This window comes from Tabrizicola sp. (assembly GCF_016793705.1).
In the GTDB taxonomy this organism is placed as follows: domain Bacteria; phylum Pseudomonadota; class Alphaproteobacteria; order Rhodobacterales; family Rhodobacteraceae; genus Tabrizicola.
On record NZ_JAEULO010000057.1, the window covers coordinates 16336 to 30635 of the forward strand.

The window sequence follows — 14300 nt, forward strand, 5'->3', positions numbered from 1 at the left end:
TCAATAAGCGCCCTACGACCCCCGCGCCACCAGCCCCGCCAGCGCCCGCTTGACCAGCGAGGACACCGCCGGGCGCTCCAGCGCGACGAAGGGCAAGGGCCGGCTCAGTTCCATCGCCGCCAGTCCAACCCGCGCGGTCAGCGCGCCGTTCACCACCCCCTCGCCGAACCGGCGCGACAGCTTGGACAGGACGCCGCCCCCCGCGACCGAGCCGATCATGTCGTCGGTCAGCGCCAGCGCCCCCGCCGCCAGCAACGAGCCGAAGACCCGGCGCAGCAGTTTCAGGCTGCCGAAACTGCCCGACCGCCCGCCGTAGATTTCCGCAATCCGCCGGATCATCCGCAGGTTTGCCACCGCCGCCGTCGCCACATCGGCCAAGGCCAGCGGTACCAGCGCCGTCACCGTCGCCACCTGCCGCGCCGCGCCCTCGATGACCAGACGCGCCTCGGCATCCAGCGTGGCCAGCAACTCCCGCTCGGCAAGCGACAGAAGCGCATCGGCGTCCATCACCTCGCCCTCGCGCTCGGCCAGCCGCGCCCGGCCCCAGGCGGTGTCGCCCCGCGCCGCGTAGAGTCCGGTCATGCCCGCCACCACCCGCCGCGCCGCCTTCAGGTCCGCCGCAGAACGAGCCGCCAGCGCCCCTTCGCGCAAACCGTCCAGCCGCTTCAGCCGCAGGAAGGCGCCCCATTCGCGCAAAGCGACGAAGAGGCCGCCCAGCACCGCAAGCGCCACAAGGGCAAAGGCGACCCAGCCCAGCACGACATTCCGCACCAGAAGCCCGGTCACGAAGTCATAGGCCGCGACCGAGAGCGCAAAGCTGAAGAGCGCCCCGAAGGCCCAGACAGCAAACCGCGTCAGCGCCGACCCCCGGGCCTGCGCCAGCGCCGCAACGGCCTGCATCGCCTGCCCCTCGGGCAGCGCATCCGGCACCGGCGGGGCGAGCGAGGGATCGGCGCCTTCCTCCATCTCCTCCAGGAACGGCCTTGGCGGACGGCTCACAGCTGGTCTCCGATCAGGAATTCCACCGCCCGGTCCAGGCGGATGTGCGGCGGCCCCTCCCCCGGCTTCAGGCTCAACCGCGCCGGGGCAAATGTCATGAGACTGTAGTCCGCGTCCAGCCACGCCTCCGCCCCCTCGCGCGCCGGGGACAGCAGGCGTGCAGGGTCGGACGGTAGCGCGCCCGGATACATCAGCGCGGGCTTGCCGGTGGACAGAAGCGTCCCCCGCACCGCCGGAACCTCCACCCCGTCGCGCGTCACGATTTCCTCGACCGTCGCCCGCAGGGAGGCCAGCGACAGCGCCTCGGTCCGCGCGCCAGAGAAGTCGGCCCGCGATTTCGCGTCCGACAGCAGCGCCGCCGTGATCGCCGTCAGCGCCTGGTGCTGTTCGTGGTGCAGGTGGTCGGCCTTGGTCGCGGCGAACAGGATGCGTTCGACCCGATGCGTCCCGAACAGCGAGGACAGCCAGGAATTCCGCCCCGGACGGAAGGCCTCCAGCACCTCGGCCATGGTCCGGCGCAGGTCCTCCACCGCGCGCGGGCCCTGGTGAATCGCCTCCAAGAGGTCGACCAGCACGACCTGCCGGTCGATCTTAAGGAAATGATCGCGGAAGAAGGGGCGGACGACGCGGGACTTGTAGGCCTCATACCGCCGCTCCATCTCGCGCCAGAGGCTGCTGCGCGGGGTCAGGGCAGGCTTCGGCAGGGGGGCGAAGGTCAGAACCGGCGAGCCCGCCAGATCGCCCGGCAACAGGAAGCGGCCCGGCGTCACATCGACCCGGCCCTTGTCGCGGGCGGCGGTCAGGTAGGCGGTGAAGTCCGCCGCCAGCCGCCGCGCCTTGTCCTCGTCCAGCCGCAGCGCGCCGTCCTCGGCCCGGGCCAGCGCCAGGTAGGCCGACGCCTCGGGCCGCCTTTCCAGCCGGGAGAGCGTGCCCTCGGACCACTCTTCGTAGCTCTGGTCGAGAAGTGCGAGGTCGAGGAGCCACTCACCGGGGTAATCGACGATGTCGAGATGCAGCGTGTGCGGCCCCCGCCACGAGGAGAAGAACCCGGCGGGCTGGACCCGGAACGACAGCCGCAGTTCCGAGATCGCGCGGGTCGAGGTGGGCCAGCGCGGGCTGTCGCCGGTCAGCGCGGCCAGATGGGCCTCGTAGTCGAAGCGGGGCAGGGTCAGGTCGGGCTGGGGTTGCAGGTAGACCGCCTGGATGCGGCCCTGCGCTGCCGCCTTGAGCTGCGGCATCCGGCCCCGGTTCAGAAGGTTCGCGACCAGCGCAGTGATGAAGACGGTCTTCCCGGCGCGGGAAAGGCCGGTCACGCCGAGGCGGAGGGTGGTATCGAAGAAGGTCTCGGAAAGCGATGCCCCCGCCCCCTCGATCCCGCGGGAAATTCCGTCCGTCAGCCCGGAAAACACCCTTGCCGCCCCTTCTTGCCTGCCCGGCCCAAGATAGGCAGGGGCGGGCAGGATTGGTAGGGGCAAGACAGCACGGTCGGGCCTGTCCGTGCCGCACCAGAAGTGTCCACGGTGGACAAATCTGGAATATTTCATCTTTACAATACCTTACTTGCGTGCGTTAAGGATTTTGCAAGGATTGCGCGACCGCCCTTTTCCGGGTTAGGGAACAAGCCATGCCCCGCTATGCCCTGCAGATCGAATACCACGGCGGCCCGTTTGCGGGCTGGCAGCGGCAGGCGCAGGGGCTGCCTTCGGTGCAGGAGGCGGTGGAACGGGCGCTCGGCAAGCTGGAGCCCGGCCCCCATACCATCGCCGCCGCGGGCCGCACCGATGCGGGGGTTCATGCGACCGCGCAGGTGGCGCATGTGGACCTGACGCGCGACTGGGACCCGTTCAAGCTCGCCTCAGCACTGAACGCCCATCTGCGCCCGGACCCGGTGGCGATCCTCGCTTGCGCAAAGGTCCCGGACGACTTCCACGCTCGCTTCTCGGCGACTGGCAGGCGCTATACCTTCCGCCTCGTGGCCCGCCGCGCCCCCGTGACGCATGACAAGGGCCTCGTCTGGCAGGTGCTGAACCGGCTGGACCTCGGCGCGATGCGGGCGGGCGCGGCGATGTTGATCGGAAGCCACGACTTCACCACCTTCCGCTCCACCCTCTGTCAGGCGAAGAGCCCGGTGAAGACGCTGGACCGGATCGAGATCGCCGAACACCCCTATCCCGGCGGGGTGGAATACCGCTTCGATCTTGCCGCCCGGAGCTTCCTGCACAATCAGGTCCGCTCTATCGTCGGCACGCTGGAGCGGGTGGGCACGGGGTCCTGGGTGCCCGAAGACGTGCGGGCGGCGCTGGAGGCGAGGGACCGGGCGGCCTGCGGGCCCGTCTCGCCGCCGCAGGGGTTGTATCTGGTTTGGGTGAGCTACCCGGACGATCCGTTCGCCGGATGACAGCTCGTCTTCTCCGTCGTCGCTCCTTTCAAGGGCGGCTGACCGACGAGAAGACGAAGTCGCACGAGGAGGCGACGTTTACCCCGCCAGCAGGCGCCGCACCTCGGCCCGCAGATCCTTCAGCTCGAAGGGCTTGGAGATGAAGCCGTCGGCGCCCAGTTCGATCCCGCGCCTGCGCTCCTGCGCCGAGCCGCGGGCGGTCATCATCAGCACCTTCACCGCCACCAGCGCCGGGTCGGTGCGGATGCCCGCGCAGATGTCGTAGCCCGAGACCTCGGGCAGCATCACGTCCAAGAGCACAAGGTCCGGTCGCGTCGCCCGGATGCGCGGCAGCGCCTCCGACCCCGAGGCCACCCGGTCATGGGCATAGCCCTCGCGGGTGATCAGGAATTCCAGCGCGGCGGCGATATTGTCCTCGTCCTCGACCACCAGGACACGTGGTCCAGAGGCGGGGGGACCTGCGGCAAGGGCACTCATCGCCCGCCCCCAGGGACGCGGGGGCTTGTGCGGGCGGCCGGGATCGGGAAACTGGCGGAAAAGGGAGGACGACCCGTGATCGAGCTTATCGAGGCGCAGCTTCTGGACCCGTTCCGCATCGGCCTGATCGTGGCCCTGGTCATCACGATGTACCGCACGCAGGCCGTGACCGGGACGTTCCTGCCGCTGGCGGCGGGCGTGGTCTTCGTCGCAGCGGTCCTGCCCTCGACGCAAGGCAACGGCGCGGAGGACCTGACCCGGGCGGTCACGGCGGGGATCGTCTCGAACCTGATCATCCTCGGCATCGTGCTTGCCCTTGCAATGATCGTGCGGCGGCTGCGCGGCTGACGCGGAAAAAGCGGCGGACCTTCGGCAAAGACCGCCAGTCTGCGCCCAGAGAAACCGGCGGGCCGGCTTGTCGGGAAGCAGCAGGGAAATCCGGGCCGAGGCGATGCGCCCCGGCCCGGTTTCAGACTCTTACCGATTGTCGTCGGCGAAGATGTCCTTCTTGTGGGTCCCGTTCGGCACGAAGAGCGTGCCGATCACCACGGTCATCAGCGCAACCACGATCGCATACCACAGGCCCGCATAGATGTTGCCGGACTGGGCCGAGATCGCGAAGGCGGTCGCGGGCAGAAGGCCCCCGAACCAGCCGTTGCCGATGTGGTAGGGCAGCGACAGGCCGGAGTAGCGGATACGGGTCGGGTAAAGCTCGACCAGCTGCGCCGCGATCGGGCCATAGACCATTGTCACCAGAAGGATCAGATAGGTCAGGATCAGGATGATCGTGATCTTCTGGCCGGTGAAGATGTCAAGGAAGTGCGCCGCCTTCGCCACCGAGGTGTTCTCGGCCGCATTGATCGGATAGCCGGCCGCGGTCAGCGCCGCGTTCAGCTCGCCGTCGAAACGCTTCTTCTCGTCCGCGGCATTCTCGGCGGTGCCGGAATAGCCGTTGATCACGGTCTCGCCCACCTTGACCGTGGCGATGGAGCCAGCGGCCCCATCGACGGTTTCGGAGTTGGCCGAGCGCGAGGTCAGACCTGCCTTGATGATGTCGCAGGAGTTGGTGAACTTCGCGGTGCCGACCGGGTTGAACTGGAACGAGCAGTCGGCCGGATCGGCGGTCACGGTGATCGGCGTTTCATGCGCCTTGGCCAGCACCGGGTTGGCGGTCTTGGTCAGGAACGGGAAGACCCACATGTAGGTCACCGCCGCAAGCAGGCAGCCGGCCAGGATGATCGGCTTGCGGCCGATCTTGTCGGACAGGCTGCCGAAGAAGATGAAGCCCCAGGTGCCAAGGATCAGCGACCAGGCCACGAAGACGTTGGCCGAGAAGGCGTCGACCTTGATCACGTTCTGCACGAAGAACAGCGCGTAGAACTGGCCGGAATACCAGACCACGGCTTGCCCGGCGGTCAGACCCAGAAGGGCGATCAGGGCGATCTTGCCGTTCTTCCAGTTGCCGAAGGCTTCACGCAGCGGCGCTTTCGAGGCCGAACCCTCTTCCTTCATCTTCCGGAAGGCGGGGGATTCGTTCATCTGCAGCCGGATGTAGAGCGAAACCGCAAGCAGCAGGATCGAGCCGAGGAACGGGATCCGCCAGCCCCAGGCCTGGAAGGCCGTCCACATTTCCGGCGTGCCGTCGGCGAGCATCTTCGGTTGGCCCGCCGCGTCGAGCGCGGGGGTCGGATCCCAGTTGCCGTTCACATAGCCCTGCACGAGAAGGATCACGACCAGCGACAGGAGAAGCCCCAGCGTGGCGGTGGTCTGGATGAACGAGGTGAAATAGCCGCGCTGGTTTGCGGGTGCGTGCTCGGCCACATAGACCGCGGCGCCGCCGTATTCGCCGCCAAGTGCCAGGCCCTGCAGCATGCGGAGTGCGATCAGGATGATCGGAGCGGCCATGCCCCAGGAATAGTAGCTGGGCAGAAGGCCGACGATGAAGGTCGACAGGCCCATGATCAGGATGGTCATCAGGAAGGTGTACTTGCGGCCGATGAGGTCGCCCAGCATCCCGAAGACCAGCGCGCCGAACGGGCGCACGATGAAGCCCGCCGCGAAGGCCAGAAGCGCGAAGACGTTGCGCGTGGCTTCGGGATAGGGGCTGAAGAAGTGCAGGCCGATGGTCGCGGCCAGCGAGCCGTAGAGATAGAAGTCATACCATTCGAAGATGGTTCCCGCCGAGGAGGCGAGAATGACTTTCTTCTCCTCCCCGGTCATGGGGCGCGAGCGATCGCGCACGTTGGTTGATGCCGTAGCCATGCAATACCTCCTTGTGGCCTGACTCGGGTGAATCAGGCGGTCCCCGTCTGTTTCTGGCGTCTGGCCCGCCCGTCCCGGCGAACCTTTGCTGTCATCCACCCCTCCGGGGATGGCGTTGTCTGAAGGATCACGCCACGAGCGGCGCTCCCCTCCCCGTCCGGCCCCGCCCGCCCCTCCTCATGGCGAGGGCGAGAGCCAATCTCATGCCGCGACGCGCCCGACGATCTCGGCCAGCCGGGTGCGGATGCCGGTGATGGAGCCCATCGCCGGAACCCGTTCCAGGACCGATTGCCGGTCGTAATGCGCGATCAGCGGGGCCGTCTGGGCGTGATAGGCCTGCAGCCTCTCGCGCACCGTCTCGGCATTGTCGTCGGCCCGGCGCTTGAAATCCGTGCCGCCGCACTTGTCGCAAACGCCCGCCTTGGCGGGTTGCTTGAACTCGTCATGATACCCCTCGCCGCAGGCGGCGCAGGTGGTGCGGCCCGAAACCCGGGCGACCATTGCTTCGTCCTCGACCTCCAGGCTGATGGCCGCCGTCACCTTCTGCCCGGCTTCCGCCAGCAGCGTGTCCAGTGCCGCGGCCTGTCCCGCCGTGCGGGGAAAGCCGTCGAGGATGATGCCCTTCTGCACATCCGGCGCAGCCATCCGGTCCCTCAGGATCGCCAGCACGATCTCGTCGGACACAAGCTGCCCCGCTTCCATCACCGCCTTGGCGCGCTTGCCCGCTTCGGTCCCCGCCGCAACGGCAGCGCGCAAGAGGTCGCCGGTCGAAAGCTGGATCAGACCGAAGTCTTCCTCCAGCATCCGGGCCTGCGTGCCCTTGCCTGCGCCGGGGGGGCCGAGAAGGATCAGGACAGGACCCATGCCTCAGCCCTTGTTCATGCGGTTGGCGATCAGGTCGTCGACAACCGAGGGGTCGGCCAGCGTCGAGGTATCGCCCAAGGCGCCGAAGTCGTTCTCGGCGATCTTGCGCAGGATGCGGCGCATGATCTTGCCCGAGCGCGTCTTCGGCAGGCCCGGCGCCCACTGGATCAGGTCGGGCTTGGCGATCGGCCCGATCTCGTTCCTGACCCAGGCTTCCAGCTTCTTGCGCAGGTCCTCGGTCGGCTCGACACCCTTCATCAGGGTGACATAGGCATAGATGCCCTGGCCCTTGATGTCGTGCGGATAGCCCACCACGGCCGCCTCGGCCACCGCCTCATGCGCCACCAGCGCGGATTCCACTTCGGCCGTGCCCATCCGGTGACCCGAGACATTGATCACGTCATCCACGCGACCGGTGATCCAGTAATAGCCATCCGCATCGCGGCGGCAGCCGTCGCCAGTGAAGTAATAGCCCTTGTACTGGCTGAAATAGGTTTCCTCGAACCGCTTGTGATCGCCCCAGACGGTGCGCATCTGCCCCGGCCAGCTGTCGGCGAAGCACAGGACACCCTCGGTCTCGGTCTCGGACTGCACCTTGCCGGTCGCGGCATCCAGCACCTCGGGCTTCACCCCGAAGAACGGCTTCGTCGCCGAACCGGGCTTGGTCGGGATCGCGCCGGGCAAGGGCGTCAGCATGTGGCCGCCGGTTTCGGTCTGCCAGAAGGTGTCGACGATCGGCAGCTTGCCCTTGCCGACATGGGTGTCATACCAGGCCCAGGCCTCCGGGTTGATCGGCTCGCCCACAGACCCCAGCACCTTCAGCGACGACAGGTCGTGCTTTTCCACCCATTCCGGCCCAAGGCCCATCAGCGACCGGATCGCGGTCGGCGCGGTGTAGAACTGCGTGACCTTGTGCTTGGCACAGACTTCCCAGAAGCGGCCCGCATCCGGGAAGGTGGGCACGCCCTCGAACATCACCGTGGTCGCGCCATTCGCCAGCGGGCCATAGACGATGTAGCTGTGCCCGGTGACCCAGCCCACATCCGCCGTGCACCAGAACACGTCGCCGTCGTGGTAGTCGAAGGTCAGCTGTTGCGTCATCGCGGCATAGACCAGATAGCCGCCCGTCGTATGCACCACTCCCTTCGGCTTCCCCGTCGAGCCCGAGGTGTAGAGGATGAACATCGGGTCTTCCGCGCCGACCTCGACATAGGGGCAGTAGGGCCGTGCCTCGGCCATTTCCGCCGTCAGGTCGAAGTCGCGGCCCTGCACCCAGCTGGTCTGGTCGCTGGTGCGCTTGACCACCAGCACCTTCACATCATCCGAACAATGCAGAAGCGCCTTGTCCGTGTTGTCCTTCAACCCGGTCTTCTTGCCCGCGCGCGGCGCCCAGTCGGCGGTGATCACCACCTTTGCGTCGCTGTCGTTGATCCGGTTCGCCAGCGCATCGGGCGAGAAGCCGCCGAAGACGATGGAATGGATCGCCCCGATCCGCGTGCAGGCCAGCATCGCATAGGCGGCCTCGGGGATCATCGGCATGTAGAGCACGACCCGGTCGCCCTTCTGCACGCCATGCGCCTTCAGCACGTTGGCCAGGCGGCAGGTCTGTTCCAGAAGCTCGCGATAGGTGATCAGCTTCGTCGGCGTCTTCGGATCATCCGGCTCCCAGATGATCGCGGTCTGGTCGGCGCGGGTCAGCATGTGGCGGTCGATGCAGTTGGCCGAGACGTTCAGGTGCCCGTCCTCGAACCATTTGATCGAGACGCCGCCCATCTGGAACGAGGTGTTCTTGACCTTGGTATAGGGCTTGATCCAGTCCAGCCGCAGCCCTTCCTCAGCCCAGAATGCCTCCGGGTCGGCGACCGAGGCGGCATAGCGCTTGGCATAGGTTTCCGCATCGACATGCGCGGCAGCGGCGAACGCCGCAGAGGGCGGATGGATCGACTTGGCGGCTTCGCTCATTCTCTTCTCCCCTCGGAAGGCGGCAGCCTTCCACGACTGACAGTGACTGGCCAGGAACCCTCTTTCCCAAGGCCAGACTAGCATCTCGTAAAGATTTCTGTAACCCCCTATTTTTCATCAATAATTCTGTAAATTTCTTCACTCGCTATAAGTCAATTCTGAAAATGTGTGAAAATTGTGGCGCCCAAGTGCTTGCTTTCGCGGGCCGTTACCGCTCACACCCGCGTGAACGGGGCTTCTGGCGGACGCGGCAGGGGCCGGGTCGGTCGCGCGGCGCGGCTCAGCGTGATTCGCCGCCGGGTTGTGCGTCCAGAACCGCATCGACGGCGGCGAGATCGGCGAGGAATTGCACTTCCGGCTCCTCCAGCCCCTGCGCCTGAAGCTGGCGCCGGAGCGAGGGTCGCAGCCCTACGAGGTAGAGCCGCCCGCCCCGCTTCGCCGCCCGCGCCGCCAGTCGGTGAAACCCCCGCGCGCCGGAGCTGTCGATCAAGGGCACCCCCGACATCTCTAACACCAGCGCGCGCGGCGTCTCGGCGATGCGGTCGAGCACACCCCCCAGTTGCGCGGCGGCACCGAAGAAATACGGGCCTTCCAGGTGATAGACCACGCGGTCCGCCCGCGGCGTTTCGATATGCTCCTCGCGCGGCCGCATCGCCGCGCTTTCCGACATGCGCTTGATGAAGACGAGACCGGCGAGCGCGAAGCCCACCACGATCCCTTCGGTCAGGTCGCGGAAGACCACCAGCAGGAAAGTGACGGAAACCACCAGCGCATCGCCGCGCGTGGACCGCAGGAGCGCCGCGAACTCATGCCGCTCCGCCATGCCCCAGGCGACGACGCCCAGCACGCCCGCCAGCGCGGCAAGCGGGATATAAGCGGCCAGGGGTGCTGCAACCATCAGGAAGGCCAGCAGGAACAGCGCATGCAACATGCCCGAGACCGGCCCCTTGCTGCCCGCCCGCACGTTGGTGGCCGTGCGCGCGATGGTCCCGGTCACGCAAAACCCGCCGAAGAGGCCCGAGCCGATGTTCGCCAACCCCTGCGCGACCAGTTCGGCGTTCGAGCGGTGCCTTGCGCCCGACATCCCGTCGGCCACCACGGCGGAGAGAAGCGATTCGATCGCGCCCAGCAGCGCGAAGCTTGCCGCCCAGGGCAGCGCCTGCCGCCACATCGACAGATCCGGCAGGGCAGGCGCGGGCAGCAAGTTGGGCAAGTCTCCGAACCGGGTGCCGATGGTGGCGACCGGCAGCCCCATCACCGCCACCACGACCGAGGTCAGCGCCACCGCGATCAGCATCCCCGGCCAGTGCGGCCTGACCCGCCGCAGCGCCAGGATCACCCCCGCCGTCAGCGCCGTCACCCCGACCGCGCCCCATGTCACCGTCCCCCGCGCGGCCCACAAGGCCTCGACCTTGGCGATGATCTCGCCCGGCTCCGCGCCCGGCAGGGTCAGCCCGAACATCTCGTGCAGCTGGCTGGCGAAGATGATCACCGCGATCCCGGCGGTGAAGCCCACCGTCACCGGATAGGGAATGTAGCGGATATAGGTCCCCAAGCGCAGCGCCCCCGCCCCGATCAGGATCACCCCGGACAGGATGGTCGCCAGGATCAGCCCCTCTACCCCCGTCGCCGTGACGCAGGCCGCGACCAGCACGATGAACGCCCCGGCAGGCCCGCCGATCTGATAGCGCGACCCGCCCAGCGCCGACACAAGGAACCCGCCGACGATGGCGGTGAAGAGGCCCCGCTCCGGCCCCACCCCGCTGGCAATGGCGATGGCCATCGACAGCGGCAGCGCCACGATGGCGACGGTCAGCCCGGCCAGCGCATCGGCGCGCAGGTCTGCAAGTCCATAGCCCTCGCGCCAGACGGTCAGAAGCTTCGGCAGGAAGTCGGTCGGGCCATTGTGGCCGCGGGCACTGTCGGTCATGATGGCGTCCAAGCCAGGGAACACGGCCAGTAATCGCTGGCAGGTCGGCACGAATGCCGCCAGATGACGCCCGAGCCATCCCCCTGTCAACTGCTTCCGGTGTGCCATGTCCGACCGTTCCACCCGCCCCGATCCCGTCCAGCCCGCCAATGACGACGCGCTGGCGACCGTCCGCCAGCTCCTGTCGCTCGGACATGCAGCCCTCGCCTGGACCGACCCCGACACCGGCACGCCCGGCATCAGCCGCATCGCCTTCGCCCGCGACCCCGAGGCCGGGCTCCTCACGCTCGTCTCCGGCCTCGCCCCTCACTTCCGCGCGCTCCGCGACAAGCCCGACTGCGCGCTGATGCTGGGCGAGGTCGCAGGCAAGGGCGATCCGATGACCCACCCCCGCCTGATGATCCGCGCGCGCGCCAGCTTCATCGCCGCCGACGACCCCGCACGCCCCGCCATCCGCAGCCGCTGGCTCGAACGCAACCCCAAGGCAACCGTCTACATCGACCTGCCCGACTTCGCCTTCGTCCGCCTCGATCCGCAGTCGGCGCTGCTGAACGGCGGCTTCGCCCGCGCCTTCCACATCCAGCCCGGGGACCTGTGAAAAAGGGCGGCCCCGAAGGACCGCCCCCAAACCCCTCCCGAGACACGATCCGTCAGGCCGGTACATCCATCCGCATCGTGACCAGCGCCTTACCCTTCACCGCCTCACCCCAGCGCACCTGCGCCTCGTTACCCCCCGCCCCGGTGCCCGGCAGCGAATAGGGGAACACATAGCGCGCCGCATTTGCCGCCGTGCTGATCATCCCCTCCGGCGCCACCGCCTCGACCATCCGGATGCGCCCGCCAAAGGGCACGAACCCGCCCGCGCTGACGTTCCAGGTCTCGGCTGCCGTGTTCTGCGTGTGCATCACCTGCACCGGGTTGATGATCCACTGGCCGACGTTGTTGAAGCTGTTTCCCTCGACCCGCACGTTGCGCGACTTGGTGAAATCCAGCGTCGCGAAACTGGTATCCACCATGTCCACCCGGTCGATCACGGTCCCGAAACAGCGGAAACTGTTCCCGGTGATCGACAACCCGCTGAGGAAGTGCCCCGACCCGTAGGGCTTGACCACGATCCAGCGGAACGCGGTCGAAGTGTCCGAGGCGATGAACACGTTGCCGACGATATTCAGCCCCCCGAACGAGAACTCGCCGTTCTCCTGCGGCTCGCTGTCGTGCTCGTTGCCCCATTCGATGAAGCAGTTGTCGATGTAGTTGCCCGTCACCACGGTCGAGACGTTGGTCTGCGTGAACACCAGCCCCGCGCGCCGCACCCCCGCCGTCACGCTGTCGCCCTGGAAGAAGTGGTTGGCGTGGATCAGGTGGCCGGTGCCGTTCATCACCGCGAAATGCGCAAAGCGCACGATCCGGTTGTTGCGCAGCTTGGTGTCGTTCGCCTGCACGTTCATCGCGATGGTGGTGCGGTCGACCGCCGGGACCGACTGCTCGTTCGACAGGAACTGGCACATGTCGACGAACATGCCCTGACACCCTGACCCGGCCGAGCTGATCGCCCTGTCGAGCGGCCGGTTGAAGGTGCAGGACACAAAACGCTGGGTGCTGCCCGCCATCGGCAGCAGCACACCCGAGCCGACGCCAAGGCAGTTGAACTCCACATCCTCGATCTCGAACCGCGAAAGAAGGCTGAAGCCCGAGAAATCCAGCATGTATCTGAACCGCCGGAAGGTGTAGGTCCGCACCCCCACCGCCGCATACAAGGGCTGGCTGATCGTCACCGTCCCCGCGCCCACATTCGTCGCGGTGACATAGACCTCGCGGCCCACCCCCGTGCCGATCACCAGCGAGCCGACCGTGATGTTGGCCACGTTCGCCACCCCGGTCAGCGTGGTGTTCTGCGCCGCCGAATAGGTCGCGACGGAGGTCACATCCTCGGTCGTCCAGCCCGGCCCCGCCACCGCGTTCAGCGACCCGTTGCGGATGCCCCGGCGGCTGGAAAAGCTCGTCAGCCCGGCCAGCGCCGCCACGTCGATGGGCGCCGTGATGTCCACCCGGCGGCCCGACAGGTCCAACGTCACATAGTCGGTGAAGTAGAACAGCGCCTGCAGCGCCCGCTTGAACCCCTCCAGCTCCGACCCGAAGGCCTGGCCATAGGTGTTCAGGTCATAGTTCCGCGTCAGAACCAGCCGCCGGTTCGCGGGCATCGACACCGTCCCCTCGAACCGGATGCGGCTGTTGATGGTGACGTCGCTGGCCAGCCGGAACACGCCCGAGGGCACCAGGATCTCGCGCCCCTGCGCATCGGCATCCGCCGCCAGAAACGCCGCCGCATCATTGGTCGAGCCATTGCCCAGCGCGCCATAGTCGCGCACGTCGACCCAGTCCATCAGCTTGCGGATGAAGACCTCGGTCACATCCTCGACCACGATGTCGTCGATCCTGACCACGCCGCCGTTCGCGCCGGTCAGGTCCAGCCCGACATGCGCGTAGACCGATTGCAAGGACCAGGGCAGGTCCACCCCCATGCGGCTGGCGGGCGAGATGATCGCGCTCACCGTAACCACCTGCCCGTAAGAGGTGATCTGCACCGACGGGCCGGTCTGCGGCAGGCCCGCCACGTTTGCCCCACTCACGTCCCCCGCCCAGGCCGCGATGCGGACCGAGGGCAGGTTCCCCGACACCGCCTTCACTCGCGCCGTGACCCGGAGGTACAGCCCCGGCTGGACCGGCGTCTGCGCGAAACTGCGCAGCTTCTGTGTGGCTTCCGTCTTCTGCAGTTCCAGACAGCCCGCGAAGTCCTGGTCATTCGTCACCAGCGCCGCATTCGGCTGGCCCTGATACGACCCCGACCCCGGCGTCCCGTCCTCGCGCGACCAGAGGTTCAGCCCTGCCGAGAACGGCGGCGGCATCAGGACCAGCCCGTCGGTGATAGCCTTGTTCATCTTCGATTTCCTTCGCCTCGCTTCGCGCCACTGCCACGGGGGTACGCCGGGAAACCCGACGAACCGCGCCGCCATGGGGCAAAGGGGGTAGCAAGCAAGGTTTAACCCGGGCTCAGGGCGCCGTGCGCCAGACCGGCCGCTGGCGCAACGGATGCGTCTGCCCGCAACCCCGCCGAAGACCCAGAACCGGGCGCAGCGCAGCCACGGGCGGCCCCGCATCACCCCGGGAGAGGGTCGTGAGGAAAGGGAGAGGGTCCGGGCGCCTGCCCGTGACACACAGCCCACGACCGGAGAACGAAAACAGCGTCACTCCGGGCGCCCTACCCCTGTAAGAGAGAGCATCAAAGACGGGTTCGGCATCACTCGCTCAAGGGATCAGATCCAGCCTCGACGCAACCGCTCGCTTCCCCTCTCCCGCCGGGGGAGGGGGTCAGGGCGAGGGGTTCGCGCTGTCTGCAATCCTTTCCAA

The 14300-nt window shown here is 67.5% G+C and carries 11 protein-coding genes; 3 read left to right on the forward strand and 8 right to left on the reverse strand.

What is annotated here, in order from left to right; genetic code table 11:
* Window positions 1-12: 12 nt before the first annotated feature.
* Window positions 13-966: a TIGR01620 family protein gene (locus JNJ68_RS15275; RefSeq protein ID WP_294983427.1), complete on the reverse strand. Its 954-nt coding sequence runs from the start codon at window positions 964-966 to the stop codon at window positions 13-15.
* 29 nt (window positions 967-995) lie between these two features.
* The gene (locus tag JNJ68_RS15280) at window positions 996-2408 is read right to left on the reverse strand and encodes a YcjX family protein (RefSeq protein ID WP_294983380.1); all 1413 of its coding nucleotides are present in this window, start codon (window positions 2406-2408) and stop codon (window positions 996-998) included.
* A gap of 215 nt (window positions 2409-2623) precedes the next feature.
* Here JNJ68_RS15280 and truA point away from each other — a divergent pair, with 215 nt between their 5' ends.
* Window positions 2624-3397 (forward strand): tRNA pseudouridine(38-40) synthase TruA, encoded by a 774-nt coding sequence (truA, locus tag JNJ68_RS15285; protein ID WP_294983381.1) that lies wholly within the window; start codon window positions 2624-2626, stop codon window positions 3395-3397.
* Window positions 3398-3475: 78 nt separating this feature from the next.
* Here truA and JNJ68_RS15290 read toward each other — a convergent pair whose 3' ends face one another.
* A complete protein-coding gene (locus tag JNJ68_RS15290; protein WP_294983383.1) occupies window positions 3476-3874 on the reverse strand; it encodes a response regulator in 399 nt (132 codons plus the stop codon).
* 75 nt (window positions 3875-3949) lie between these two features.
* Between JNJ68_RS15290 and JNJ68_RS15295 the strand changes: the two genes are divergently transcribed.
* Window positions 3950-4222 (forward strand): hypothetical protein, encoded by a 273-nt coding sequence (locus JNJ68_RS15295; protein WP_294983384.1) that lies wholly within the window; start codon window positions 3950-3952, stop codon window positions 4220-4222.
* Window positions 4223-4351: 129 nt separating this feature from the next.
* Here JNJ68_RS15295 and JNJ68_RS15300 read toward each other — a convergent pair whose 3' ends face one another.
* The 4 genes from JNJ68_RS15300 to JNJ68_RS15315 all read right to left on the reverse strand — a co-directional run bounded on the left by JNJ68_RS15300 (window position 4352) and on the right by JNJ68_RS15315 (window position 10892).
* Window positions 4352-6136 carry an MFS transporter gene (locus JNJ68_RS15300; protein ID WP_294983385.1) on the reverse strand — a complete coding sequence of 595 codons (1785 nt, stop codon included), beginning with the start codon at window positions 6134-6136 and terminating at the stop codon, window positions 4352-4354.
* 201 nt (window positions 6137-6337) lie between these two features.
* The gene (locus JNJ68_RS15305; RefSeq protein ID WP_294983387.1) at window positions 6338-7000 is read right to left on the reverse strand and encodes an adenylate kinase; all 663 of its coding nucleotides are present in this window, start codon (window positions 6998-7000) and stop codon (window positions 6338-6340) included.
* Between the two features lie 3 nt (window positions 7001-7003).
* On the reverse strand, window positions 7004-8962 hold the full coding sequence (gene acs / locus JNJ68_RS15310) for an acetate--CoA ligase (protein WP_294983389.1): 1959 nt from the start codon (window positions 8960-8962) through the stop codon (window positions 7004-7006).
* A 280-nt stretch (window positions 8963-9242) separates the two neighbouring features.
* The gene (locus tag JNJ68_RS15315) at window positions 9243-10892 is read right to left on the reverse strand and encodes a SulP family inorganic anion transporter (RefSeq protein ID WP_294983392.1); all 1650 of its coding nucleotides are present in this window, start codon (window positions 10890-10892) and stop codon (window positions 9243-9245) included.
* 106 nt (window positions 10893-10998) lie between these two features.
* Here JNJ68_RS15315 and JNJ68_RS15320 point away from each other — a divergent pair, with 106 nt between their 5' ends.
* A complete protein-coding gene (locus JNJ68_RS15320; protein ID WP_294983394.1) occupies window positions 10999-11490 on the forward strand; it encodes a pyridoxamine 5-phosphate oxidase in 492 nt (163 codons plus the stop codon).
* A gap of 52 nt (window positions 11491-11542) precedes the next feature.
* Here the strand turns inward: JNJ68_RS15320 and JNJ68_RS15325 are convergent, their stop codons facing one another.
* A complete protein-coding gene (locus tag JNJ68_RS15325) occupies window positions 11543-13831 on the reverse strand; it encodes a glycosyl hydrolase family 28-related protein (RefSeq protein ID WP_294983396.1) in 2289 nt (762 codons plus the stop codon).
* Window positions 13832-14300 lie beyond the last annotated feature (469 nt).